Consider the following 24,925-nt stretch of genomic DNA (forward strand, 5'->3'; position numbering starts at 1 on the left):
CTCATGAAACTCCGCCCGATTTTAGTAATTAGTGCCTTTGTCGCTTTTCTAACGACTGCCAGTTTCTGGATGGCAAAGCAGGCGTACTCCTGGTTTCCGCCGCAGGCTTCGGCTGAGGCAAAACTGTATGATGGACTATTCAGCATTCTGACGGGGATCGGAACGTTTATTCTGCTCGGCATTTCGTTAGTTGTGTTGTATTCGGTGTTGTTTCAACGTGCCGAAAAGTATGACTTTAGCGATGGCCCGCACATTGAAGGCAATACGACGATCGAAATCGTCTGGACAGCAGCTCCCTTACTGTTAGTGCTGTGGATTGCAACCTATAGCTATCAAATCTATGATGCAATGGCAATTCGCGGCCCGATGGAACTGGTGCATCTTCACAATCCCATGGAGATGCAAGCCGCTTATGCTATGAACTTGAATGAAGTGAAGCCAGCGCTCCCGACCGAGAACATTGATGTCACTGCGAAACAATGGGCTTGGGTGTTCCGCTATCCCGATCAGAACCTTACTAGCACAGAGCTACACTTGCCTGTCGATCATCGCATTCATCTCACCTTGCACTCAGATGATGTGCTACACGGATTCTATGTGCCTGCATTCCGGTTAAAGCAAGATGTGATTCCGAGTAAAACGATCGACTTTGAGTTCACGCCGATTCGAGTTGGTAAATATCGATTGCGCGATTCGCTCTACAGTGGCACTTACTTTGCCTCGAATCAAGCCGATGTTATGGTTGAATCCCAGGAAGACTACGATCGCTGGTTAGCCACGGCTGCGAGTCAATCTCCCACTCCCGCCTTTAATCCCGCTGCCGCAGAACACGCCCGCAGTGCTGAGAAAAATGTGGTTCGAGGTTGGAAAACGGTAGAACCTGCGCCGCCTCCGGTTGTGAACTTTGCACCCAAACAAGAACCGACTAGCCCTGCTGCTTAGCAAATTAAAATAACTGGATAAATTGCGATGACGAATGTTCCTGTAGAAGCGATCGAGGTCGCCCGCCAGCAACCGTATCCTGGTGCGCCCGATAACTGGAAGCGATTTTTCACCTTCAGCACCGATCATAAGGTGATTGGGATTCAGTACATTGTGACAGCGTATGTCTTCTTTTTGATCGGCGGATTGCTGTCGATGATCATGCGCGGTGAATTGATTACACCCGAAGCAGATTTGGTCGATCGAACAGTCTATAACGCATTGTTCACGATGCATGGTTCGATCATGCTATTTATGTGGACGTTTCCCGTGTTGGTGGGATTGAGTAACTATCTGGTGCCATTGATGATCGGGGCGCGAGATATGGCATTCCCAAGGCTGAATGCGGTTTCGTTCTGGATGATCCCTGTGGTTGGGATTTTGATGATCGTCAGCTTTTTTGTTCCGGGTGGCCCCTCTCAATCCGGCTGGTGGGCTTATCCGCCTGTGAGCTTGCAGAATCCGACTGCAAATCTGATTAATGGGCAGGTGTTATGGATTCTTGCGGTCGCGATTTCGGGTGTGTCCTCGATCCTGGGCGGCGTGAACTTTGTCACGACGATCGTGAGAATGCGTGCGCCCGGAATGACTTGGTATAGAACGCCTGCGTTTGTCTGGTCAGTGTTAGCTGCACAGCTCATTCAGCTTTATGGACTGCCTGCCCTGACTGCCGGAGCCGTGATGCTCTTGTTCGATTTAACTTTGGGAACGAGCTTCTTTGCGCCAGAGCGGGGCGGAAATCCATTGCTGTACCAGCACTTTTTCTGGTTCTATTCCCATCCTGCCGTGTATGTCATGGTGCTTCCCGTGTTTGGGATATTCTCCGAGGTGCTTCCGGTTTATGCGAGAAAACCTTTGTTTGGGTATCGAGTGATTGCCACTTCATCACTCATGATCACCTTCATTAGCGGCTTAGTGTGGGTGCATCATATGTATGCCAGCGGGACTCCCGGATGGATGCGAATTCTGTTTATGTTTACCACGCTGCTTGTTTCTGTTCCAACTGGAATTAAGGTTTTTGGTTGGGTGGCAACGATTTGGGGTGGAAAGCTGCGGCTGACGACTTCGATGCTGTTTGCTCTCGCTGGAATCACAAATTTTGTGTTTGCTGGCATTACTGGAGTGATGTTGGGATCAGTGCCGATCGATATCCACGTCAACAATACCTACTTTGTCGTCGCGCACTTTCATTACGTGATTTACGGCACGATCGTCTTTGGTATCTATGCAGGTTTGTATCATTGGTTCCCGAAAATGACCGGGAGAATGTATTACGAAGGACTTGGAAAGCTACACTTTGCGCTGACTTTCATTGGTACAACCTTATGTTTCTTCCCGATGCACTTTGCGGGACTGATGGGAATGCCGCGCCGAGTTGCTTCTTATGATCCTGAGTTTGCGCTGTGGAATGTGATGGCAAGTATCGGTGGATTTTTGCTCGGAATCTCGGTGTTGCCCTTCATTCTGAACGTGGTGAGTTCTTGGATTCAGGGGGAAAAAGCACCGAACAATCCGTGGCGTGCGATCGGTCTCGAATGGCTCACTACTTCCCCGCCTCCGGTCGAGAACTTTGAAAAAATTCCTGTGGTGATTTCACCGCCTTATCAGTACGGCAAAAGTCAACCGCTTATCGAGAATCAGTCCGAGATTGTCCCCGCTGATGGAGTAACGACATGACCGCAGAAAGTTCGTTTAGCGCAACGCGCAACGCCGACGGCACCGCAAAATCTATAGAAGCCGAGATTCGCTCCGAGCAGGCACATGAGGAAGCAGAAAATAGTAAGTTCGGCTTTATTGTGTTCCTGCTGTCTGAGAGTGTGATTTTTCTCAGCTTCTTTGTTGGCTACAGTGTTTTCAAAACCAGTAATTCTGATTGGTATCCGCCTGGAGTCACTCATCTAGAGACAAGAGAGCCGTTGATCAACACGATCGTTCTTGTTTCCAGTAGCTTTGTGATCTATGTCGCTGAACGATATCTGCATGATAAAAAGCTCTGGGGCTTTCGACTATTTCTGCTAGCAACAATGGCAATGGGGGGTTACTTCCTTTATGGTCAAGCCGTTGAATGGAGTCAACTGAGCTTTGGACTGACCTCTGGCGTATTCGGTGGATTGTTTTATCTATTAACCGGATTTCATGGCTTGCACGTTCTCAGTGGAATTTTGCTGCAAACGGTGATGATTGGTCGATCGTTTATTCCCGGTAACTACGACAGTGGTTACTTTGGCGTAGAAGCGACCTCTTTGTTCTGGCACTTTGTCGATGTCATCTGGATTATTCTGTATGTTCTGATTTACGTCTGGCAGTAGGAGCAGCGCCATGATTATTGATGATCAATTCTATGATGTGATTATTGTCGGCACAGGCGCAGGAGGCGGCACTCTGGCGCGTAAGCTTGCTCCTACAGGCAAAAAGATTCTAGTTCTAGAGCGTGGCTTTTTCCCGGTGCGAGAAAGCTCCCAAACTCAGGACATCGAACTGTTTAAAAAAGAACAGTTTCACGCCCCGGAACAATGGTACGACGAGAATGGAGAGCCGTTTTATCCGCAAACCAGCTATTGTGTCGGCGGTAATACAAAGATCTATAGCGGAGTCTTGATGCGAATGCGCGATCGAGACTTTGAAGCCGTTGAACATCAAGACGGCATTTCTCCAGAATGGGGCGTAAAATACTCAGACTTCGAGCCTTACTACACCGAGGCTGAAAAGCTATACCAAGTTCACGGCAAGCTAGGCGACGACCCGACAGAACCCACGCACAGCGAAGACTATCCATTTTCTGAAGTTGCACATGAATCGCACATCCAAACCGTGTGTGATGGACTTTCCAAACAAGGCTTACATCCCGCTTATTTACCTCTGGGCATCAATCAGCAAGGGAGAACTGATGCCGAAGATACAGGGATTACTCCGATTCTAGACTATGAGAATGTGACGCTGAAGACTTCTGCTCAAGTTGTTTGTTTACATACCAATCCTTCTGGCACAGAAATCAAAGCTGTTGAAGCTAAGGTTGGTGAACAATCGTATCTCTTCCTTGGGCATATCATTGTGTTGTCTTGTGGTGCGATCAACTCTGCGGCATTGCTATTACGATCGCAAAACGAAAAGCACCCAAACGGCATTGCGAACCATTCCAATCAAGTCGGACGCAATCTAATGAAGCAACAGCTATCGGTTGTGGTGCAACTGATGGCAGACGCGAACTCTGGACTATTCCAGCGCACCCTTGGAATCAATGATTTTTACTGGGGCAATGGTGATTACACCTATCCAATGGGTCATGTCCAGAACTCAGGTGGCATCTTGCAAGATGTGATTTTTACCGAAGCACCTCCGGTTCTCTCTGCGATTTCGCGAGTGCTGCCCGGATTTGGAATTCGCCAATTGGCAACGCGATCGCTCGGTTGGTGGTTACAAACTGAAGACTTACCGAATCCCGACAATCGCCTCCGCTTTGTCGGAGATAAGCTGCACATCGACTACACCGCCAACAATGTCGAAGCACACGATCGCTTAGTCCATCGCTGGATTGATGCGCTCAAACAAGTCGAAGCTTCCCAGCCTTCAATGTTCAATCGTGCTGCCCATCCTCGCAGTGATATGCCGATTCAGGTAGTGGCGCATCAATGCGGCACCTGTCGATTTGGCGAAGATCCCAATACTTCCGTGTTAGATCTCAACTGTCGCGCTCATGAGGTTGATAATCTCTATGTTGTTGATAGTAGCTTCTTTCCATCGAATGCGAGTGTGAGTCCGTCGCTTACTGTGATGGCGAATGCGTTGCGAGTGGGCGATCACCTGGTTGAGCGGTTGAAATAACGATCGCGCCATAATAGTCCTATCGAGTTGGGGAATTGTCGATGTCTCAAGATCTGCTAAACGACGAAGACATCATCACGGAACTGGACATCAGCCATCTGACGATCGAGGACGATACCCCGGTGGACAACTTTCAATCTGAAGAACAGCAACGGCTCTTAGTCGAACCGCTCTATAGTTCCAGAGCGCTGTCCGCCCCCTTCCTAGCGGCTGCAAATGTTGGATTATTCTACAAGCTCAAGGGCGATCCGATCGTACCGGATGCGATGCTTAGCCTCGGAGTCCAACGTGCTGACTTCTCCGAACGGCGAAACCGCTCCTACTTCGTGTGGGAGTTTGGTAAAGTTCCCGAAGCTTGCATCGAGATTGTGTCTAACCAGGAAGGGGATGAAGTCACCCTTAGCCAGAAGTCTCGACAGAAAGGGAAAACGACGGCGAAAAAAGATATTTATGCTCAAATCGGTGTTCGTTGCTATGTGGTGTTCGATCCGCTTCAACAGATTCAAGCTGATATGAATGGGGCATTGCTGCGCGTGTGGGCGATCGCACAAAGCGGTTATGTGGAATTGACCCCCCGGAGGGACTCTCCCAGCCGGGGCAATTTGTCTGGCTAGAAGCCGTTGGATTGGGTTTGTCGCTCTGGGAAGGACAGTTTGAAGACGAAGTGATGCGGCTGTGGTTGCGGTGGTGCGATCGTTCTGGTCAGGTGATTCCGACGGGAGCCGAAGGTCTAGAAATCGAGCGTCAACGCGCCGAAATCGAACGCCATCAAGCCGAAGCAGAACGCCAACGTGCCGAACGACTAGCTGAGCGACTCCGGGCACTAGGGATTGATCCCGATGAAGGCTAGGGAAGAAGTAGCGATCGCACTCACGATCGCTACTTCCCACCTCAAAACTGAAACGTCGCCCAATCTGGCTCTCGTAAATATTCCGCCATGTTATTAAACTTGCGGAACTCTGCTTGATGAATCCAGAACTCATTATCGGGATAGTTGTCTAACCAGTCTTGGTTCAACTGATCAAACGTTTGACTTAATTGAGCGCGATCGAGATCCGGTGGCAGCTTGCCAAAATAACCCAGCGTAATATGTGGCGTAAAGTAATATTGCTGCTCGATGCCAATCTCGATTAGGTCTGGATTTTGATAAATGGATCGCCGGAATTTCAAAATCCGCTCGTATCCTGAACTATCCACCGTTGCCAGACAAACCGCGATCGCTCTTGCCATCACCATCAATCCGACCACCTGGAATCGAATCGCCTCTCCGATGCCAATCGGCTGAGACTGACGGAAACTACTCGCCACACGATCACGCAATCGCTCATCAAATCCCGGCGATTCTGCCGCATGAAGATATGCGCCATTCCAGATAAGATCCGCGACCGTCACATGAAAACTGTCTGCTGGAATCGGCGCAAACATCTCAGCCCCTAGCGTTTGGGCAATCCGATTCTGGTAATGTTTCAGAGACTCATAGAGACCCCGATTTTTGCCGTCTTCAGATCCAGGCGGCGTAATCACCGTGTAGCCGGGAAACGCAGTCGGAAGCCATACACCCTCCGGGGAGCGCTGAAACTTTGGGGACTTTTGGATGTGCTGCACCTGAGACTTGTAAGTGTCCGGCAGGGTTAACCGCATCACGCGATTGAGGAAAGTTTGATAATTCTCGTCCAATGTGCGATCGCCTCGCGCCGTAAATCGATAAATTAGAAATCCATTCTTAAATCTAACGGTAAAGTGTCATCCTACTACGAGAGATTTAATGATCGGGTATTACTCTAGGGCAGCGGGAAGCGAAGATCAGTATGGGGATTTACTTTTATTGGGGCGAGGATAGCTTTGCGCTCTCTCAAGCCGTGAAGCGCTTGAAACAAAAGACACTTGACCCAATGTGGGAAAGTTTTAATTTTGATAAATTCTCGTCGGATCAAAGTGATGCGATCGCTCAAGCGCTGAATCAGGCGATGACTCCTCCATTTGGTGCGGGGAATCGCCTCGTCTGGCTCTCAGAAACAACTCTAGCGCAACGCTGCCCTGAAGATGTCCTAACTGAACTCGATCGCACCCTCATCGCCTTGCCTGAAACGACAACGCTTCTATTGACCAGTTCGACCAAACCCGATGGACGACTAAAATCAACCAAACTGCTCCAGAAGTACGCGACCCTTGAAGAATTCGCCCTCATTCCACCTTGGAAAACTGAACTAATTAGCAAACAAGTGCAGCGAGTTGCACAGGAATTAGATCTGAAACTCACGCAAGGCGCGATCGACTACATTACCGAAGCTGTCGGCAACGATACGCGCCAACTTTACAGCGAACTCGAAAAGCTCAAAATGTTCGCAGGTGAATCCAAAAAGCCGCTGAATGAAAGCGCGATCGCGCCGTTAATCACTGCCAGTACACAAAGTTCACTGCAACTGCTGACAGCAATTCGGCAGGGAAAAACAGCAGAAGCATTAGAGCTGGTGAGCGATTTACTGCGGCAAAATGAGCCAGCTTTGCGAATTGTGAGTACGCTGGTTGGGCAGTTTCGCCTGCGACTCTGGATCAAGCTGATGCTGGAATCAGGAGAGCGAGACGATCGAGAAATTGCTAAAGCTGCGGAGCTAAACAACCCAAAGCAGCTTTACTATCTCAAACAAGAACTCTTCTCAACTTCACTCACCCAACTGCAAAGCGCTCTACCCTTGCTGCTCAATCTAGAATTCAGCCTCAAGCGGGGTCACGATGAAACGATCGCCCTTCAAACCAAAACGATCGAACTGTGTCAAATTTTCCGAAGCCGCTAAACTTCATCGGGATCAATTCCCAGTGCTCTCAGGCGCTCTGCTAAGCGTTGCGCTTTTGATTCGGCTTCATCTGCTCTCAGACGCTCGTTTTCCGCTCGCTCTGCACCTGTCGGAATCACTTGCCCAGATCGATCGCACCACCGCAACCATAATCGCGTAATCTCTTCCTCAAACTGTCCTGACCAAAGCGTGAGACCTAATCCCACTTCCTCTAACCAAATCGACTGTCCGATCTGGGTGATTCCTTGCGGTGGTGTTAATTCCGTACACCGACCTGCAAAATTTGACCAGATTCGCAGTAAGGCTCCATTCATTTCGGTTTCACCCTGAATTTGTCGGAGCGGGTCAAACACCACATAGTAGGGAATGCGGATTTGGGAATAGAGATCTTTTTTAGTCATCGTCTTTCCCTTCTGCTGCGATTTTCGACTCAGAATCAGTTCATCGCCCTCTTGATTCGAGACAATTTCGATGCAAACTTCTGGCAGCTTGCCAAACTCCCACACAAAATAAGAGCGGTTCTCTTTTTGAGAAAAGTCCTCAGCACATTGCACATCTAAACTGAGCATGACATCGGGAACGACTGGGTCGCCCTTCAGCTTATAGAACAGCCCGACATTCGCCGCCACAAAAAACGGGGACGGTAACGCTTTAGAACTGTAGAGCGGCTCGACTAACAGCCGTTGCTGTTTTTCAGATTGAATATTGTCCACCGGCATATCGTCCTCGATCGTCAAATGGCTAATGTCTAGCTCCGTGACGATTTCATCCGTATTGAGAAGTTGACCCGTCATGAGTAGTCATCAAACTCGATAATTCATTATTGTCCAATCCTGACTGTAAATCGGGCGCATCTGAAAGTTGGGCAGTGAAGATCCGGGTGAACGGCGACAAAAATCATGGGAGTAGAGCCATCCGCTCGAACTTTTTTAACCTTCTTCCCGTTTTCTGGAACTTCTTGCAAGTAAAATAATTCAGATTCCTTGTACCTCTCTTGTGTGCTAGTTCCCCGAATGTCACACCGTCTTATGATGAACCGTGATCTCTCTTCTCTCTCTCGTTGGTTAATCAAACGCTCGATCGTGTTAGGAGCATTCTCCTCGATCGCAGTTTTAGCAGGCTGGGCACCGAATCTATCGGCTCCCTCGATCGCCCAGATGTTTGATTCTTCCGCATCGGCTCAGGAATCTTCATTCACTCGATATGTCCGTTCTGCAGTTGCCCTAGAACAACGTAGACAAGCCCTGCAAAGTCAACTCCAACAAGCCACAGGCGGAAATGTGCCCAGTGGCGTTTGCCAAAACATCAATCAAGTCAACGGAGGGGCGCGGGATCGAGTTCGTGGCTTGTGTCAGCAGTTTCGCCAGAGTTTTTACGATATTCTCGCAAGCCAAAATCCCAAACTCACGCCGGAAGAATTTAATTCGTTCCAAAGCCAAGTTGGAAGTCGTCAGATGTGCGATCGTGTTGCCCAAGAAGCTCGTCGCCTAAAGCTTGGTGAGATTAGCTGCAAAGACGCAAAATAGCAAACCTCTTTATCACTAAACACGGTAGAAGAAATCCCCTTCTAGCGTGTTTTGTATTAATTTACACGCCGTGGTTTAAATCGGAGTACGATCGCAGCGGCGATTCGAGCAATGCAGAATGAAGACAGCAAAAACGGCGAAGCTGGAATCATTCACACAGCACCGAAAGCTGGCGTAAAAATATCACCCGACTTAGAAGCTTATCTAAATCGGGTGGAAGATGAGATCGAGCTTATGGTTGCTCGACCACTAAAATAGGTACTTTAATTAGAATCCCATTGCTCCCGCAACCGCACTTAAATCAGGGTCAATTCCTTGCTTGAAGTTATTTTCGCTGAACTTGATTGCTGAATCCGGGTCTTTCAAACCGTTTCCAGTCAGGACACAAACGACAGTTGCCCCAGTTGGAACTTGATCTTTCACCTTTAGCAATCCTGCTACTGATGCAGCACTCGCAGGCTCACAGAAAATGCCTTCATTTGCTGCCAGCATTCGATAAGCTGTCAGAATTTCTTCATCAGTCACGGCATTAAAGCTACTTTGGCTTGCATCTCGAACCGCGATCGCTCGATTCCAGTTCGCCGGATTCCCAATCCGAATCGCCGTCGCTAAGGTTTCTGGATGCGTAAATGGTTCTCCCTTGACCAGCGGAGATGCACCTGCCGCTTGGAACCCCATCATTTTTGGCAATTTCGACGATCGACCTTCCTGGTGGTACTGACAAAATCCCATCCAGTACGCGCTAATATTTCCGGCATTGCCCACCGGAATACAAAGCCAGTCGGGGGCATCACCCAAGACATCAACGACTTCAAATGCCGCCGTTTTTTGTCCTTCCAGACGATAGGGATTTACCGAATTGACCAAAGTAACGGGATAATTCTGAGACATTTCGCGCACGATTTCTAAGGCGCGATCGAAGTTGCCTTTAATCGATAAAACTTCGGCTCCATATAACAGCGCTTGTGCCAGTTTACCCAAAGCTACATAGCCATCAGGAATCAGTACAAACGCCCGCATTCCACCGCGACGAGCGTAAGCTGCCGCCGCTGCTGAAGTATTTCCGGTACTCGCACAGATCACCGCTTCTGCCCCTGCCTCCTTCGCCTTTGAGATCGCCATTGTCATACCGCGATCTTTGAAGCTTCCCGTCGGATTTAAGCCGTCGTACTTGACAAAAACTTGCACCTGACGACCGATCGCTTGCGAGATTGCAGGCACCGGGATCAAGGGCGTATTGCCTTCGTGCAGGGTCACAACAGGCGTTTGATCGGTTACGGGCAGGTAGCGTCGATAGCCGTGAATTAAACCGCGCCAGGGTTGGACTCTAGGCAGTTCTTCAGAGGGAGAGGGATTTGCAAGAGACAGGCGTAAGGTCACAGGAATCAATCTTTAGAGGGTGAAATACAGTGGCAATATTCTAGTGTACTGTGTTTAGCGGCTTCAAATGCAGCCAGATTTTAATCGTTAATCACCAGATTCTGTGATTTCGGAATTTCTTCTGGAACTGAGGGAATCTGCTATCGTCTAAAAGTGGATACCAGAATACAAACTTCTGTTAAGTTTGAGTTAAGATCTTCTGGTGGTGTGAGTAAGTACAAATTACTAATCAATATGAACGCTTCAAACGGACAACTTAGTAACACTGCGGTCTGCGGTTCTCAGCGGGGTGCATCTGAAATCACGAACACGTACTCGTGTAGCGTGGCTATCGCGCAGGAGAAGATCAAATTGCTCTATCCTGTTGATCAACAAGCCAAGTTCTTCGACCTGCAAGCGGAGGCTGATCTGCTCCTCAAACAGCTTCAAGCCCTCAAACAGCAGCGAACAGAGCAACCGGTTAGCCCAGTTTCATAGAGTTCCGAAGAGGTGAGAAATAGAGAGAAACTGTAACACTCTCTATTTCTCACCTCTTCCACTTTGAACGATATACTGATTCAGTCATTACTACGAACGTTTTAATATGCGATCGTTTTGGGCTGATCCGTATTTGTGGATTCATCTTGCAGGGATTGCAGCCGTGCCGCTGTCCCTGCTTGTTTGTTTATTAGGGTTGGCAGCAGGTGATCCGATTTTGCCGCCTTGGTTGGAACTAGGACTCGTTGCGATCGCGGGCATTGCGCCGATCGCCTGGATGCAGCTTCAAAAACCCTTCTATATCTATAGTCTGCTAGCAGTGGCGCTCCGTCCTTCTCAGCTAACCGAAGCACAAAGAAAGATTTTGGCAATGTTTGTCGCTCGTCGCAATCCGATCGCGGTTGGAGTTGCGGCGTTTGTTTTATTTCTGGCACTGAAGCAGATTTACGCAATCGCGCCGATCGCAGAAGCAATCACCCCGATTCCAGCTAGAGGCTCAGGGCTAATTGTGGCAGCGCTTGGATTTTTTGCAGCTAACTTATTTCTACAAGTGCCGCTTAGCGTTCTGCTGGTGATGCTATCGAGCGAGGCAGAAGTGGCGCAGATTCAGCCGATCGAGGTTGATCAGATTCCCAACCGTCTCTTCGTGTTCGGATTTCCGGTTAATGCGATCGTCCCGCCGCTTAGAGTGGATTCCACGACTTAAAAAGATCGTCTGGATTAGAGCAAATCGACTTAGGATAAAGAAAGGAACTTTACAGCAAAGCTCCGGCTCTATCCGCGATCGTCTCTGCTTAAAATCATGGCTTTTTTTCGTCAATACATTGCCCCGCTGATTGTCGTTTTGGTGTTTGTGTTCTCGCTGGTTGTCGTCAGTGCGCGGATTTTCCTGCCGAATGATATGGCAGCCCCCGCTCCGATCGAGGAAGCGAACCCGGCCAGCGATAAGGCTCAGATTCCTGATGCCGATGCAGTCGCAGGGTTACCGCCGAACCTTGCACCCTTTATTCAAGGGTTGCCCAACGATCCGACCCAACTCTAAAGGCAGTGACGGAATTCATTCCAGGGTATTCGCTTGAACGCGGCACAGGCTCTAGACGCGAACGTGATCGTCTACTAAGCTTTATGCAGTCTACCTATCGTGAACTCTTCAAGGGTGAATTTTCTCAGCTTGAAGACGCGATCGACCGATTTTTTTCACCCGAAACGCCGCTCGTCTGGGTGCAAGGATCGAATGAATCAAGCTGGAACCCGATCGCTGGACTGTGGCTCGGAAGCGCGATCGATCAGGGCAGTGGTGATCGACAGGCTCATATTTTGTTGCTGTATGTCATGCCAGATCATCGACGGAAGGGAATAGGAGCGGCGCTAGTGCGCTACGCTGAAACATGGGCAAAGTTACGCGGCGATCGGCAAATCGGGCTGCAAGTGTTTGAAACAAATTTGCCTGCACTCGGACTTTACCGCGTTCTGGGATACGAAACTCAGTCGCGGTGGATGACCAAATCGATCGAATAGCTGGATAAAATACTTCTTATGTATAGCGATGACGATTTAACCGTTCTAGATATTGAAGCGGATTTGGAAGACCCGTTGGATCACATTCCGGCAATCGCTGATGAAGTCACGCCGAAACCGGATGCGGATGCGATGTTGCCGTTGCTGGACGCATCCGATATTCAGCAGCGAATGCTAGCGGCGCGGGTGTTTTGCGATGTGCAGGACGATCGGGCGATTCCGCAGTTAATTACGCTGTTAAGCGATCCCTGTCCGCTGGTGCGAGTAAGTGCAGCGTATGCGCTGGGTCGAAATCCGAGTCCTGATGCGGTTGAGCCGTTAATCGATCGCTATCGTCAAGATTGGAATGGCTATGTGCGAAAAGGAATTGTCTGGGCATTGGGAAATTGTCGCGATCGCCGATCGCTCGATACGTTAATCGAGGCGCTGAAAACGGATATCTCTGCGGTTAGGTTGTGGGCGGCGAGTTCTTTGGCACAGATGGCAACGTTGGGATATGAGGTTGTAGTTGCGGCTGTACCGCCATTAATTGAGGCGTTGCGGCGCGATCCAGTGGCGGCGATTCGCAGTAATTGCGCGTGGTCGCTGGGTGAGTTATGCCGCGAAATGCCCTCGAATGTGGTATACGCAACCGCGATCGATGCCTTGATTGAAGCGTTTGCGGAAGACGAAGATAGCGGAGTGCGTGAGGATGCAAAAGCCTCAATGCTGAAGGTTGGCGATGCACGAGGCTTGCAGGTGATTGAGACGCTAGAGCAAGAGGATTGGTTCTAGTCTGCGTTTTGAATCGCGCGGCAGCACTGTTCGATCGATTGCCTTTCCCGCAGTGCTGTCACAAGCGCATCGTAAGCCGCTTGATGGTTCTGCAAAAGCTCTTTGGCTCTGAGAATCGATAATCGCTCACGTTGGGGCAGCTCAGAAGCGGGAATGCCTAACTTCACTAACGTCTGACGAAATTTTTGGCGATCGTCCGTCCCGCCCTCAGAATTTCCAAAGGCTAACTGCTCTGCCGCAATTCCCGCCATCCACACCGTACAATAACGCTCGATCAGTTGAGCCGACAGCTTGCCTTGCTTTAATTCCGATTCAAGTTCTTGCGTGTCAAACTGCACGCCGCCTTGCCCGGATCGACCTTGTCGAAAGGCTTCCCAAGCGTTCAAGGTATAGCTCACAACCGGAATTTCAAGCTGTTGCGCTGTAAGAAAATGTCCGGCTTCGTGGCGTAGAACGCGATCGCGATATTCTGGTGAAAAACTGGCGAACCAGTCGAGCGCGATTGAGCCAAATTTCCCCTGCAATTGAAACGAATCCAGCGTCGCCAGTCCCAAAATGCTGAAGGCTGCGATCGCGGGAACCGCAGGTGGAATGTGCAGCAGTGGACTGAGCAACGTCGAAAGCGTCATGCCAAAAATACCAATGGCAACGAGATTTAGAGCCGTTTGATTCATGGTGAGGGACTGGGAGAAGGGGAAGCTTGCTGTTGCTGAAACTCTTTCGATTTGTAGAAGGTTTCTAAACTGGCTTTATCTCCGACAAACCGCCAATGCCAGGGTTCATAAGTTACCCCCTGCTTGTTTCCTTTGGGAAAAGACAACTCAAAGTTAAATCGGGTAGCATTCTTGCTGAGCCACTGAAACGCGGGCGTTTTTTCAAAATCTGGACTGAGATTCGTGGCAGGAACATTGCCATCCCCGATGTCGATCGCATAACCCGTGTGATGTTCACTGTATCCGGGTGGGGCGCTCACTAAAGCCCGCTCCTGTAGCGTTTGCGATCGCTCTGCTTTGATCTCGAAATAAATTTGCTGTTGTGCGCTAATTGATCGAAATGCTGAAATCGGATTCAGAATGACTTCTTCTGCACTCGCTGCTGCCGCCATCTCTCGAAACGCTCTTGCAGCAGGACTCCGCATCTTCATGGCTCCATCGGCGCTGATGGGTTCTAACTCAGATTTTGGCGCTTCAGGATAGGCAAAATGATTGAGAAGGCGCTCATCTGCGGATTGGGGACTGAGCGAAGCAGCCGGAGAAGGAGATGCTGCGACAGTGGGATTGCTGCGAGTTTGTGCAGCTTGATACGCAAACCAGCCGCCGCCAGACAGCAGCGCGATCGTACCGAATCCCCCCAGCCCCCATAGCCAGGGAAGCAGTTGAGATTTCGGTTTAGCTAATTCAACCACCGTTTCACGTTCCGCGATCGGGATATCGTCAAACGATGGCGGATCCTGCTGCGACTTTCCCGGTTGGCTGGCGTTACTCAAAACGTCATCTCCTCAACGTTACTTTACATAGTATGTCAGGTGAACGAATGATCGCACATTAGAGACGCGCCAAGAAGCCGTAGTTCCCCGTACAACGCTGCCAATTATTGTCCTGTATACTGAACCCGATAAATTCGATTGTTTGCTTCGTCGGTAAATAAAAGACTGCCATCATTTAGAACGAGCAATCCAACCGGCCTACCCCAAGTCGTTGGGATTTTTGGATCAAGTAGAAATCCAGTGAGAAAGTCTTCGTACTGCCCTTGAGGCCGACCCTCGCTAAACGGCACGAACACGATTTTATACCCGGTTCCTTGTGAACGATTCCACGATCCTCGGAAGGCGACAAACGCACCGTTGCGATACTTTTCTGGAAAGGTATTGCCTGTATAAAAGCGCAGTCCTAATGCAGCAGAATGCGCCTCAAATAAAACATCAGGAGTGCGAGTCTTTGCCGCGAGATCAGGACGAGTGCTCTTACCATCGGCTTTCAGGTGACGGGGATCTAGACGATCGGGGCTGAGATAAGCGTAGGGCCAGCCGTAGAATGCGCCCGCTTCGACCTGAGTGAGATAATCGGGGACTAAGCCATCTCCGAGGTTGTCACGTTCGTTTACCGTGGCGAATAATGTTCCAGTTTGGGGGTTGAAGTCGAGTCCAACTGGATTTCTCAGCCCAGCGGCAAAGGTCTGCCGATCGCTCCCGTCTAAATTCATCACCTGAATCGAGGCGCGGGGTAAAGGTTCTTCATCGGCATTTGATCGCGATCCGACAGAAACGTAAAGCTTCTGTCCGTCAGGGGATGCTACAACATTTCTCGTCCAGTGCTGGTTATACCCTTGTCCTGGAAGCTCTGTAATTTTTTCGCCTCGTCCTGAAATTTGATTATTTACGTAGGGAAACCGTAGAACTGCGTCAGTGTTGCCGACAAAAAACGAATCACCTGCAAACGTCATTCCAAGCGGTAAATTTAATCCGTTTTCGGCGGTGGCAAAGGGTCTACGGCTAAACACAGCACCATCTCGGTGCTGAAGCAGCATAATCCGGTTTTGGCGAGTTTCAGTCACCAAGACCTCGCCGTTCGGAGTAAGTGCTAGCCAGCGCGGTCGATCGAGTCCTTCGGCAAAGACATTGACCGTGAATCCTGCCGGAACCCGCAGCACCGGATTGTCTGGAACGGGCACGACAGATGGAGGCTTTGAAGCTCTATCTGGCTGACTCGGCGGTGGAAGTTGCGCCAAATTCACTCGGAGCGGCTGCGGTTCAAGCACTTCTGTGCGAATTGTGCGGCTTGGGGTAGAAGAAGCCTGTGCGGGTCGAGGCTCGCTTCCCGTTTCAGAAGGTTGCGTTGTGCAGGCACTTAATGCTGCGATCGCCAGCAGCATTGCAGCGAAGGCACTTTTAGAAGAACGAATCAGCATGAAGGCAGGAAAACAGTGCAGTTTCTAGCGTACAGATAGAAACACAATTTGACATCTTTGACGAGGTAGATGTTGCTAATCCTGAAGCCTTTTGCAGAACTGATTGGGAATCGCACATAAACCGCTCAACAAAGTGGGGATTCTTCTTGCATTCTTGCCGGTTCCCCGATACGATGAGAATCGAAGAAAAATACGTAAACATTAGCGACAAACCGTAGAATAAGGAGAACACAATGAAGGGTTGGCGGTTCCAGACACAGTGGGCGAAGACTGCCCAAAGATTTCAAGCATTTTGGACACCTCGATCGCTACGCAAATCAGTCTCACTCTTTGTGATTGGGGTGAGCTTGAGCTTTGCGATCGCGGCTTGCGGGGGTGGCAATGATGCTTCAACGCCTGCTGCTGGAGGAAATGCCAGTCCGGTTTCCAATTCAGCAAAAGATGTTGAATTGACGCTAGTAAGCTACGCGATTCCGAAAGCGGCGCACGATGCAATTATTCCTAAATTTGTCGAGCAGTGGAAAAGAGAGAAAGGTCAAAACGTTACCTTTAAGCAAAGTTATGGGGGTTCTGGTTCTCAAACCCGCGCGGTGATCGACGGTTTAGAAGCCGACATTACGCATTTGGCGTTAGCCGCCGACACCGAGAAGCTGGTCAAAGCTGGACTGGTGAATTCAGGCTGGGAAGCCAGAGTGTCGAATAATGGCACGGTGGCGAAAACGGTAGCAGCGATCGTCGTGCGTCCCGGCAATCCCAAAAATGTTAAAACCTTCCAAGATTTGACCCGCGATGATGTGAAATGGGTCACGGCTGATCCGAAAACCTCAGGTGGCGCACGCTGGAATTTCCTAGTGTTGTGGAATGATGCCCTCAAACGCAACAATAATGATGAAGCGAAAGCGAAAGAGTTTGTGACTCAGGCCTACAAGAATGTGGCAGTGTTGGCGAAAGATGCTCGCGAATCAACTGACGCTTTTGCGAAACAAGGTCAAGGGGATGCGTTGATTCAGTATGAAAACGAAGTCATTCTGGCGAAGCAAAAGGGAGAAGCGCTCGATTATGTTGCGCCCGACGTGAATATCTCGATCGATACTCCGGTGGCTATCGTGGATAAAAACGTAGACAAGCATGGAACCCGCGAGGTGGCTGAAGCCTTTGCAAAGTTCTTGTTTACTCCCGAAGCCCAGGCTGAATTTCTCAAGCTCGGCTTCCGTCCGCTCGATAGTGCTGCTGGAACGAAAGCGGATACGGCAAAACTGCCTCCTGTAACGAAATTGTCATCCATTCAGGATTTTGGTGGCTGGAGCAACGTGCAGACGAAATTCTTTGAAGATGGCGGCGTATTTGATCAGACGCTCGCTGCCTCCAAACAATAGTAGAGTTGATAGTTGATCCGCGATCGCGAAGCGTAGTGTAACTCTCGCTCTTGACGATCGCGGAATTTCTCATTTGGAGTGATTGATGATGGTTGCTTCCAGTCCTACAGGATCTGAGAAAGTCCCAGTTTGGAAAATGATGGTTCGATCGATTGTGCAAGCTCCATGGACGTGGCGCATCATGATCGGGTATCTCGCCGTGATGCTGTTTGTGCCTGTTACCGCAATGTTCTTAAGGGCATCGACGGTTGGCGTGGAGAGATTTTGGCAAATTGCAACCAGTCCGATCGCGCTTGCTACGTATGACATTACGTTTACAACTTCACTGATTGCAGCATTAATCAATGGTGTGTTTGGCACATTGATTGCTTGGGTGTTAGTTCGCTATGACTTTCCGCTCAAGCGATTTATTGATGCGTCGGTTGATTTACCGTTTGCGTTGCCCACTGCGGTAGCGGGGTTAACGTTAGCCACGGTTTACAGCGAGAATGGCTGGATCGGTTCGCTGCTTACACCCTTTGGAATCAAAGTCGCATTCACACGATTAGGAGTGGGAGTTGCGATGATCTTTATCTCATTACCGTTTGTGATTCGCACCGTGCAGCCTGTACTCGCTGAAATGGAAAAAGAAATCGAGGAAGCGGCTTGGAGCTTGGGCGCGTCAGATTGGCAAACGTTTCGGTATGTGATTCTGCCGCCGTTGTTGCCTGCAATCATAACGGGTGTGGCGCTAGGATTCTCGCGTGCAGTCGGTGAATATGGCTCAACGGTGATCATTGCTTCAAATACACCGTTTAAAGATCTAATTGCGCCTGTGTTAATTTTCCAGCGTCTTGAGCAATACGATTATGCGGGCGCAACTGTGATCGGAATTGTGTTGCTGTTTATTTCGTTAGTGATGCTGTTGGGCTTGAACCTCTTGCAAGCTTGGGGTCGTCGCTACGATACAGGTTCTTCAACTCGACGAGTAGGACATTAATCATGAGTACGATCGTTTCTTCGCCCCGCTCTAAATCAGGAGCGAAAAAGAAAACTGAGTGGGTGCCGATCGTGCTGATTACGATCGCGATCGGGTTTCTCGCTCTGATTATTTACATTCCTGCGATTAACGTTTTTTACCAAGCGTTTAGGAAGGGAATGGGGCCATTTCTGGCAAATATACGGCAGCCGAATTTTATTACTGCGGTGAGATTAACGATCGCACTGGCAGCCATCTCAGTCCCGCTGAATACCATTTTTGGACTGTGTGCAGCCTGGGCACTGGCGCGGAAACAGTTTCGCGGTCGTACACTGTTGCTTAGCATCATCGATTTGCCGTTTGCCATCTCGCCTGTGGTTGCTGGGTTAATGCTGGTGTTGCTGTATGGGCGAAATGGTTGGTTTGGACCTGCCCTGCAAGCGGCAGATATCAAGATTATCTTTGCGTTTCCGGGGATGGTGTTGGCGACGATGTTTGTGAGCTTGCCGTTTGTGGCGCGGGAAGTGATCCCGGTGCTAGAGGAAATTGGTCCAGAGCAAGAAGAAGCAGCAAGCACACTGGGAGCTAGTAACTGGCAGACTTTTTGGCGGGTCACATTACCCAGTATTCGTTGGGGATTGCTTTATGGGTTGATTTTGACCAACGCAAGGGCAATGGGCGAATTTGGTGCGGTGTCGGTTGTGTCTGGGAACTTAGCTGGAAAGACGCAGAGTTTGCCGTTGTTTGTGGAAGAAGAGTACAAGCAATATGCGACTGAATCAGCTTACTCGGCGGCGGTATTGTTGGCGCTGTTAGCAGTAGTAACGTTGGTGGTGAAGGAGATTATGCAGCGTAAAACGCGGGTTCAAGATGAGCAGGAATAGGAAATCATCGCGCTAAGTGTTCTTCAATCAAGCATTGGTGCTTCGTTTTAGGCGGTCTCAGCCCCCTGGATCTTTTATTCTGGGGGATTTTGAGAAAGATGAAGAAGGCTCGATCTCTAGAACGCTCTAATCGCAAAGTTGAGAAATGCTTTCTCAAGCAGAATCGAGCCAATGAAAGTCTTAATTAATCTCCTTAAAGTTCCCCACTCGTGGGGGATTTGGGGGTACAATCCACCCAAACCGAAGCAAAAAAAATCAGGGCGTAATACCCTGATCCATGTGAAGCGTTTATCAACGGAAACCTAAAAATCTATAAAAACATCCGAGAAGCGAACTTCTCAAAATTTGCTTGTGTTTGATGAAGGAGCTGTTCTCGACTATCTGGCGTATTCGTTAAGCTAGGAACTAGATTCCGGGCTTGAAGCGCCATATGCAATTGGAGATGAGCAACATACTCGCTGAATTCTTCTTGGGAAGCTGATTGTGTCAACGAGGTTTTTAATAACTCTGATGTGCGCGAATCCAAAGTGTTCTCTCCTAGACGATCGACAAATTACCGTCGGTGGTAGTCGAACGAAGCTGAATCATCCGACAGATTGATTATTCCAGCAAAGTTAGGGTTTGCGCCACACTTCTTCAAAGATGTTTACGTTATTCATTAAATTTTCTGATCAAACCTTCGATTCCTTCAACGATCAAGATCTTCGTGCTTAACTTTTGCTCAAGTTCTTCGACGCTCATATCGTCGAGAAATACAGCCTCACCCTGCTTGAGCATCACAGACGGCAACAGAATGCCATCGCCTAAATTCTGCCCCTGAAGCGCAATCAAGATGTCTCGACCCGTGAGCAATCCGGTTACAGTAATGCTTTGCCCCCAGTAATCGCTGTTGAGGGCAACCATGCGAACGGTTAAGCCTTCGACTTGATTGAAGCGATCGAGCAGTGGCATAAAGGCTTTCTCAACTGCATTTCCCAGAACCCAAATATAACTTCGACTACGTGTAACTTTCTTTGGCAATCGTTTTGCTGCCGTCTCAAATTCTTTTAAAAACAGACGAATGGAACCGACTCCGTTTCCAATCTGCGGATAGTCTCCGTAGTCTGCTTCAGGCGGTAAGTCCATTCCCGCGATCAAAAACCACTCGTCGGCTAACCAAACGATCGTCGCTCCGTATTCTTTCCGAAATCGGGCTTGCAGTGCTTGAACTTGGGCGATCACCTCTCGCGCCTTCTCTGGTGAAACGGGAATTAATTCATCTTCAGTTGGGCGAAATCGAGTTAAACCGACCGGGACAACCGCGATCGATGCCACCGCCGGAATTTCTTCTTTATGAAACTGGGCGAGATCTTCGATCGTCCGGGTGAGATGTTCGCCGTCATTAATTCCAGGACACAATACAACTTGAGCATGAACCTGTAAAAGCCGCTCTTGGAACCAGTGCAATTGCTCCAAGATTTGCCCTGCGCGGAGGTTCTTGAGCAAGCGAATTCTCACCTCTGGCTCCGTCGCATGAACCGAAACATAGAGCGGCGAAAGCCTCATGCGCTCAATTCGACTCCATTCGCGCTGAGTCAGGTTGGTTAGGGTGAGATAGCTTCCGTAGAGAAAGCTCAGTCGATAGTCATCATCTTTGAAGTAAAGACTTTCCCGCTTTCCGGGGGGCTGTTGGTCAATAAAGCAGAATGGACAGCGATTTGTACACTGCATCAAGCCATCAAACAAGGCTGTGTCGAACTCTAAGCCCAGATCCTCATCGTAATCTTTCTCGATCTCGATGTGATGGGTTTTGCCTTTCTGATCCAGCACTTCGAGTTCTATGAATTCGTCTGCACATAGAAACTGATAATCAATCAAATCGCGGGGCTTTTCACCGTTGATCGACACAACTCGATCGCCCGCTTCAAACCCAATTTCTTCTGCGATCGACCCTGATAATACACGGGTGATTAAAGCTGGACGGATAGAAAGCTCGCTCATGACTCGAAATTACACGGCTTTTCTAGTCTAAACTTCCTTCAAAACCTTTGTGGCGATCGCAAGCAACAACGTAATACCCAACGCCAAACGATACCAAACAAAGACCCAGGTACTCTGACGCTGAAGGAATTTCAACAACCAAGCGATCGATAAATACGAAAAGATAAACGCCGATACAACGCCCACAAGCAGCGGTAAACCTTTATCGGCTTCTTGTAGCACGTCTTGCGCTTGAACGAGAGTTGCAATTGCTAGCGTTGGAATGCCTAGTAAAAATGAAAATCGTGCGGCGGTCTCTCGACGCAATCCAAGAAATAACGCTGCGGTTAAAGTCGAACCCGATCGCGAAGCTCCGGGCAGCAAAGCAATCATTTGTCCTAAACCTACGAGAATTCCATCTTTAATCTCCAGTTCATCAAAGCCGCGTTTCCGAGTTCCAATTTTCTCTGCCAATCCAAGTAAAAGCGACATGACGATCGACATCGTGGCGATAATCATCACGCTTTCTGGCAGCATATTTAATTTCTTCAGCACAAAGCCCACTCCCAGTGCTGGAATTGTGCCGATCGCAATACCGACCAAAATTTTCCATTCCTCGCGATTCCAGTCTTTGCGCTTAAATGCCGTCAATGCGCCTGACAGAATTGCCCGGATATCTTTCCAGAAGTAAATCACTACGGCAATCACGCTGCCGAATTGAATCGCATCGATCGCGGCTTTATTCCATTGATTCTGCCAGCCGAAGATGTCTGTAAAAATAATCAAATGAGCGGTACTACTAATTGGCAAAAACTCTGTAATGCCTTGAACCAAGCCCAGCACAATGCCTTGAAACAAAGCAAAAAGACCATCGACCTGATTTGCGACGAGAAAAACTGGCATCATGCGCTTCCTTAAACCTACTGAGGGACAACACTCTCGCTGTGAGTTTACAGCCTTTCTAAAAAATGCTGATGATCAATTCCGAAATTCTTCAGCGATTTCCGTAAAATTCCACTACGATTAGAGGTATCCCCCCAGGGGGTATCCGCCGAAAGGAATGATTCAGCCTTTTCGATTGACAGCCTGAAGATTTCCTATGGTAGTGTTAAGTTAAGTTAACAAAATTAACAGGTTTAAGAATCCTTGCTTACCTATCCGCCCCATTCCAAAACCACCTACTCTCCAGAGGCTGAAGTGATTGCGGTTTCTGAATCTTCTTTCGTTGAGTGCTCTGCTCCCCCCCGTGGGCTTCTCATTTTCGGTGCATCGGTCTTTTTAGTTTCGGTTCCCGTTTTTTTTGAAGCTCCCCTTGTACGATCGCTCCCTCTCCTCTGCCTGATGCTAACTTCAGTCTGGGTTTGGCTCTCGATCGCACTTTCCGCAAAACCTCACACAAAGCACTGGGGCGAACTCCTCACAGGATTTACCTGGACTTGGTTGGCTGGATCGCTCTACTGGGGCTGGATGCGCTGGGAACCGACGCTGCACCTTCCGATCGAAGCGATTGGATTACCGATCGCGATTTGGGGTCTCAGACAAAATTGGTGCAAGCTGGGAAACTTCTTCTACTTAGGCTCGCTGTTTGGGACTGCACTCACCGATCTTTACTTTTATCTTACGGATCTAATTCCCTACTGGCGCAAACTCATGCAGGTTGAACCCGATGCCGTTCAGCCTGTCTTTCAGCAAGCTCTGATTCAGATGTACACACCGTCGGGTATCTTCTGGGTGATTGTACTAGCAGCTTCATTACTCATTGTTGGTATGGCTTCGCTACGAATGAAAACAGCACCTTGGATTGCGTTTGGTGGCGCGGTGCTGAGTACAATCTTGGTTGACAGCTTATTTTGGGTTGCAGCGACCCTGGCATAGCTACTTAGAGTTCATGAATTTCTTCTAAGTAGCTACGCCAGAATTGCGGAAATTACGGGCAAAAATAATTTACCTTACTTTCATATTCCAAGCGCTACTACTGAAACATTTCCGCGTTGAGCGTTGCATCATAAGGGAGGATGCACTCTTTCCTTGTTGAGCCTGTGGTCATTCTCCAACCCATTCCCCACCTTGTGCTGCACAGCAGCGATCTGAATAGCCGCCAGCTTCCGTTGGTGGGAAACAATTGCTGGACGATCGGACGGAGCGAAGACAATACCTTTGTGATTCCCGATCGCTGGATTTCTCGAAATCACGCAATGCTGCAATCGATGGAAACCGGGGAATTTTACCTGATCGATTTGGGCAGTCGGAATGGAACTTTTGTCAATGGGCGACGAGTGAGTATCCCGGTCACTTTGCGGAATGGCGATCGTTTAACCTTTGGGCAAACTGAACTGGATTTTGTTTGCCCCCAAAATCGCCCAACCGCCAACGCTGACGATTCTGACTCTAGAGACTTCACAGCGACCGCAACCCTTCATGTCCGCCGTTTAATCTCAGTTTTGGTGATTGATATTCGAGACTTTACGGTTCTGACGCGCCAACTCGACGAGAAGGTGCTGTCTGAAGTGATCGGGACTTGGTTTCGGCAAGCAGGCAATATTATTCGGGAGTATGGAAGCTGGGTTGACAAGTATATTGGCGATGCGGTGATGGCAGTCTGGACGCACGGAGCGCAGGGAGTCGATCGAGATGAAGCACTGCGGATTTGTCAGGCGATCGCTGCACTACACCAGATGACCAGTAATCTGTATCATCAATACCCGCTACCCTTTCCGTTAAAGATTGGGGCAGGGGTGAATACGGGATTTGCGATGGTGGGCAACACTGGAAGCGGCGATCGACCAGACTATACAGCATTAGGCGACACGGTAAACGCTGCATTTCGGCTGGAATCCGCGACCAAGCAGCTTGGACTAGATATTGCTTTAGGTGAGCGAACTTATCAACATCTCGCGGAACAAATCGGCAATGTGCAGTTTTTGGAGCGCTACTGCGTTGACCTCAAAGGATATGACACGCCGACTCCGACTCATGCTTGCTCGTTTGCCGATCTCGATCGCTTCCTCCGAGCAACGCTAGGGACTGTCCGTTGATTTCGATGCAGCAAGATTCTCCGATCGTATCCGCAAGATGATAGGCTCTAATAAAAGCTGTGTATTGCGTTTGCTCGATCCAGTTGGGAGGGACTAACAATGAAACGTTTGATTCGCTTTTTGGCGGTTTTTAGTTTGGTGGTGGGCTGTCTGGGTTGGTTATCCCAAACCGCAGTCGCAGCAAACTTGAATAGAGTGACGGTGTTAGCGGCAGACTACCGCAACGTCGTGGAAGATAAAATGGCGACCGAGTTCGGTAAGAAGCTCGATTTGAACAACACGAATGTTCGTGCTTTCCGCCAACTGCCGGGATTGTATCCGACTTTGGCAGGCTTGATTGTGAAAAATGCGCCTTATGAATCGGTAGAGGATGTACTCAACATTCCAGGCTTGAGCGACAAGCAAAAGGAACTTCTAGAAGCGAATTTAGATAACTTCGTGGCGACTGAAGTGTCTAAAGAGCTAGTGGAAGGGGGCGATCGCTATAACAACGGCATTTACCGCTAATATAGTTTTCACTTTGTAGGCTGACG

At 49.2% G+C, this 24,925-nt stretch carries 26 protein-coding genes and 1 pseudogene; 19 read left to right on the forward strand and 8 right to left on the reverse strand.

What is annotated here, in order from left to right; genetic code table 11:
• Positions 1-3: 3 nt before the first annotated feature.
• The 5 genes and pseudogenes from H6F51_07535 to H6F51_07555 all read left to right on the forward strand — a co-directional run bounded on the left by H6F51_07535 (position 4) and on the right by H6F51_07555 (position 5,653).
• On the forward strand, positions 4-942 hold the full coding sequence (locus tag H6F51_07535; protein ID MBD1822347.1) for a cytochrome c oxidase subunit II: 939 nt from the start codon (positions 4-6) through the stop codon (positions 940-942).
• A gap of 27 nt (positions 943-969) precedes the next feature.
• Complete coding sequence (gene ctaD / locus H6F51_07540) at positions 970-2,658, forward strand: cytochrome c oxidase subunit I (protein MBD1822348.1); 1,689 nt, start codon at positions 970-972, stop codon at positions 2,656-2,658.
• The gene (locus H6F51_07545) at positions 2,655-3,290 is read left to right on the forward strand and encodes a heme-copper oxidase subunit III (GenBank protein ID MBD1822349.1); all 636 of its coding nucleotides are present in this window, start codon (positions 2,655-2,657) and stop codon (positions 3,288-3,290) included. Before ctaD ends, H6F51_07545 begins: the two co-directional genes overlap by 4 nt.
• 10 nt (positions 3,291-3,300) lie before the next feature.
• On the forward strand, positions 3,301-4,803 hold the full coding sequence (locus tag H6F51_07550) for a GMC family oxidoreductase (protein MBD1822350.1): 1,503 nt from the start codon (positions 3,301-3,303) through the stop codon (positions 4,801-4,803).
• Between the two features lie 41 nt (positions 4,804-4,844).
• Positions 4,845-5,653, forward strand: a pseudogene (locus tag H6F51_07555) (Uma2 family endonuclease).
• Positions 5,654-5,694: 41 nt separating this feature from the next.
• On the opposite strand, the gene H6F51_07560 reads toward H6F51_07555, so the two are convergent.
• Positions 5,695-6,444: a DUF1868 domain-containing protein gene (locus tag H6F51_07560; GenBank protein ID MBD1822351.1), complete on the reverse strand. Its 750-nt coding sequence runs from the start codon at positions 6,442-6,444 to the stop codon at positions 5,695-5,697.
• 167 nt (positions 6,445-6,611) lie between these two features.
• Between H6F51_07560 and holA the strand changes: the two genes are divergently transcribed.
• Positions 6,612-7,598 carry a DNA polymerase III subunit delta gene (holA, locus tag H6F51_07565; GenBank protein ID MBD1822352.1) on the forward strand — a complete coding sequence of 329 codons (987 nt, stop codon included), beginning with the start codon at positions 6,612-6,614 and terminating at the stop codon, positions 7,596-7,598.
• Here the strand turns inward: holA and H6F51_07570 are convergent.
• A complete protein-coding gene (locus H6F51_07570; protein MBD1822353.1) occupies positions 7,595-8,392 on the reverse strand; it encodes a Uma2 family endonuclease in 798 nt (265 codons plus the stop codon). The two genes, holA and H6F51_07570, sit on opposite strands and share 4 nt — an antisense overlap.
• A gap of 219 nt (positions 8,393-8,611) precedes the next feature.
• On the opposite strand from H6F51_07570, the gene H6F51_07575 reads away from it, so the two are divergent.
• Both H6F51_07575 and H6F51_07580 read left to right on the forward strand, forming a co-directional pair.
• On the forward strand, positions 8,612-9,124 hold the full coding sequence (locus tag H6F51_07575) for a DUF4168 domain-containing protein (GenBank protein ID MBD1822354.1): 513 nt from the start codon (positions 8,612-8,614) through the stop codon (positions 9,122-9,124).
• A gap of 111 nt (positions 9,125-9,235) precedes the next feature.
• On the forward strand, positions 9,236-9,382 hold the full coding sequence (locus tag H6F51_07580) for a hypothetical protein (protein ID MBD1822355.1): 147 nt from the start codon (positions 9,236-9,238) through the stop codon (positions 9,380-9,382).
• Between the two features lie 9 nt (positions 9,383-9,391).
• Here the strand turns inward: H6F51_07580 and H6F51_07585 are convergent, their stop codons facing one another.
• Positions 9,392-10,459: a threonine synthase gene (locus H6F51_07585; GenBank protein ID MBD1822356.1), complete on the reverse strand. Its 1,068-nt coding sequence runs from the start codon at positions 10,457-10,459 to the stop codon at positions 9,392-9,394.
• 252 nt (positions 10,460-10,711) lie between these two features.
• Here H6F51_07585 and H6F51_07590 point away from each other — a divergent pair, with 252 nt between their 5' ends.
• The 5 genes from H6F51_07590 (at position 10,712) to H6F51_07610 (ending at position 13,273) form a co-directional block, all read left to right on the forward strand.
• Positions 10,712-10,981: a hypothetical protein gene (locus H6F51_07590; protein MBD1822357.1), complete on the forward strand. Its 270-nt coding sequence runs from the start codon at positions 10,712-10,714 to the stop codon at positions 10,979-10,981.
• 106 nt (positions 10,982-11,087) lie between these two features.
• Complete coding sequence (locus H6F51_07595; GenBank protein MBD1822358.1) at positions 11,088-11,687, forward strand: low-complexity tail membrane protein; 600 nt, start codon at positions 11,088-11,090, stop codon at positions 11,685-11,687.
• A gap of 96 nt (positions 11,688-11,783) precedes the next feature.
• Positions 11,784-12,023, forward strand: a complete 240-nt coding sequence (locus H6F51_07600) for a hypothetical protein (protein ID MBD1822359.1) — start codon at positions 11,784-11,786, stop codon at positions 12,021-12,023.
• A gap of 5 nt (positions 12,024-12,028) precedes the next feature.
• Positions 12,029-12,499, forward strand: a complete 471-nt coding sequence (locus H6F51_07605) for a GNAT family N-acetyltransferase (protein ID MBD1822360.1) — start codon at positions 12,029-12,031, stop codon at positions 12,497-12,499.
• A gap of 18 nt (positions 12,500-12,517) precedes the next feature.
• The gene (locus H6F51_07610) at positions 12,518-13,273 is read left to right on the forward strand and encodes a HEAT repeat domain-containing protein (GenBank protein ID MBD1822361.1); all 756 of its coding nucleotides are present in this window, start codon (positions 12,518-12,520) and stop codon (positions 13,271-13,273) included.
• On the opposite strand, the gene H6F51_07615 is transcribed toward H6F51_07610, so the two are convergent.
• The 3 genes from H6F51_07615 to H6F51_07625 all read right to left on the reverse strand — a co-directional run bounded on the left by H6F51_07615 (position 13,270) and on the right by H6F51_07625 (position 16,144).
• On the reverse strand, positions 13,270-13,947 hold the full coding sequence (locus H6F51_07615) for an ATP-dependent Zn protease (protein MBD1822362.1): 678 nt from the start codon (positions 13,945-13,947) through the stop codon (positions 13,270-13,272). The two genes, H6F51_07610 and H6F51_07615, sit on opposite strands and share 4 nt — an antisense overlap.
• Complete coding sequence (locus tag H6F51_07620) at positions 13,944-14,759, reverse strand: D-alanyl-D-alanine carboxypeptidase family protein (protein ID MBD1822363.1); 816 nt, start codon at positions 14,757-14,759, stop codon at positions 13,944-13,946. Before H6F51_07620 ends, H6F51_07615 begins: the two co-directional genes overlap by 4 nt.
• 104 nt (positions 14,760-14,863) lie before the next feature.
• Positions 14,864-16,144 carry a sorbosone dehydrogenase family protein gene (locus H6F51_07625; protein MBD1822364.1) on the reverse strand — a complete coding sequence of 427 codons (1,281 nt, stop codon included), beginning with the start codon at positions 16,142-16,144 and terminating at the stop codon, positions 14,864-14,866.
• 269 nt (positions 16,145-16,413) lie between these two features.
• On the opposite strand from H6F51_07625, the gene H6F51_07630 reads away from it, so the two are divergent.
• From H6F51_07630 to cysW, 3 genes are all read left to right on the forward strand, one after another.
• Positions 16,414-17,556: a sulfate ABC transporter substrate-binding protein gene (locus tag H6F51_07630; protein ID MBD1822365.1), complete on the forward strand. Its 1,143-nt coding sequence runs from the start codon at positions 16,414-16,416 to the stop codon at positions 17,554-17,556.
• A gap of 85 nt (positions 17,557-17,641) precedes the next feature.
• Entirely contained in the window at positions 17,642-18,535 is an 894-nt protein-coding gene (cysT, locus tag H6F51_07635) for a sulfate ABC transporter permease subunit CysT (GenBank protein MBD1822366.1), read from the forward strand.
• Between the two features lie 2 nt (positions 18,536-18,537).
• A complete protein-coding gene (cysW, locus tag H6F51_07640; GenBank protein MBD1822367.1) occupies positions 18,538-19,398 on the forward strand; it encodes a sulfate ABC transporter permease subunit CysW in 861 nt (286 codons plus the stop codon).
• A gap of 651 nt (positions 19,399-20,049) precedes the next feature.
• Here cysW and H6F51_07645 read toward each other — a convergent pair.
• Positions 20,050-21,378, reverse strand: a complete 1,329-nt coding sequence (locus H6F51_07645) for a TIGR03279 family radical SAM protein (protein ID MBD1822368.1) — start codon at positions 21,376-21,378, stop codon at positions 20,050-20,052.
• A gap of 27 nt (positions 21,379-21,405) precedes the next feature.
• Positions 21,406-22,263: an undecaprenyl-diphosphate phosphatase gene (locus H6F51_07650; protein ID MBD1822369.1), complete on the reverse strand. Its 858-nt coding sequence runs from the start codon at positions 22,261-22,263 to the stop codon at positions 21,406-21,408.
• A 240-nt stretch (positions 22,264-22,503) separates the two neighbouring features.
• Here H6F51_07650 and H6F51_07655 point away from each other — a divergent pair, with 240 nt between their 5' ends.
• The 3 genes from H6F51_07655 (at position 22,504) to psbU (ending at position 24,899) form a co-directional block, all read left to right on the forward strand.
• Positions 22,504-23,232, forward strand: a complete 729-nt coding sequence (locus tag H6F51_07655) for a DUF3120 domain-containing protein (protein ID MBD1822370.1) — start codon at positions 22,504-22,506, stop codon at positions 23,230-23,232.
• 164 nt (positions 23,233-23,396) lie between these two features.
• The gene (locus tag H6F51_07660) at positions 23,397-24,392 is read left to right on the forward strand and encodes an adenylate/guanylate cyclase domain-containing protein (GenBank protein MBD1822371.1); all 996 of its coding nucleotides are present in this window, start codon (positions 23,397-23,399) and stop codon (positions 24,390-24,392) included.
• 99 nt (positions 24,393-24,491) lie between these two features.
• Positions 24,492-24,899 carry a photosystem II complex extrinsic protein PsbU gene (psbU, locus tag H6F51_07665; protein ID MBD1822372.1) on the forward strand — a complete coding sequence of 136 codons (408 nt, stop codon included), beginning with the start codon at positions 24,492-24,494 and terminating at the stop codon, positions 24,897-24,899.
• The last annotated feature ends 26 nt before the right edge of the window (positions 24,900-24,925 follow it).

It is taken from the genome of Cyanobacteria bacterium FACHB-DQ100 (assembly GCA_014695195.1).
In the GTDB taxonomy this organism is placed as follows: domain Bacteria; phylum Cyanobacteriota; class Cyanobacteriia; order Leptolyngbyales; family Leptolyngbyaceae; genus Leptolyngbya.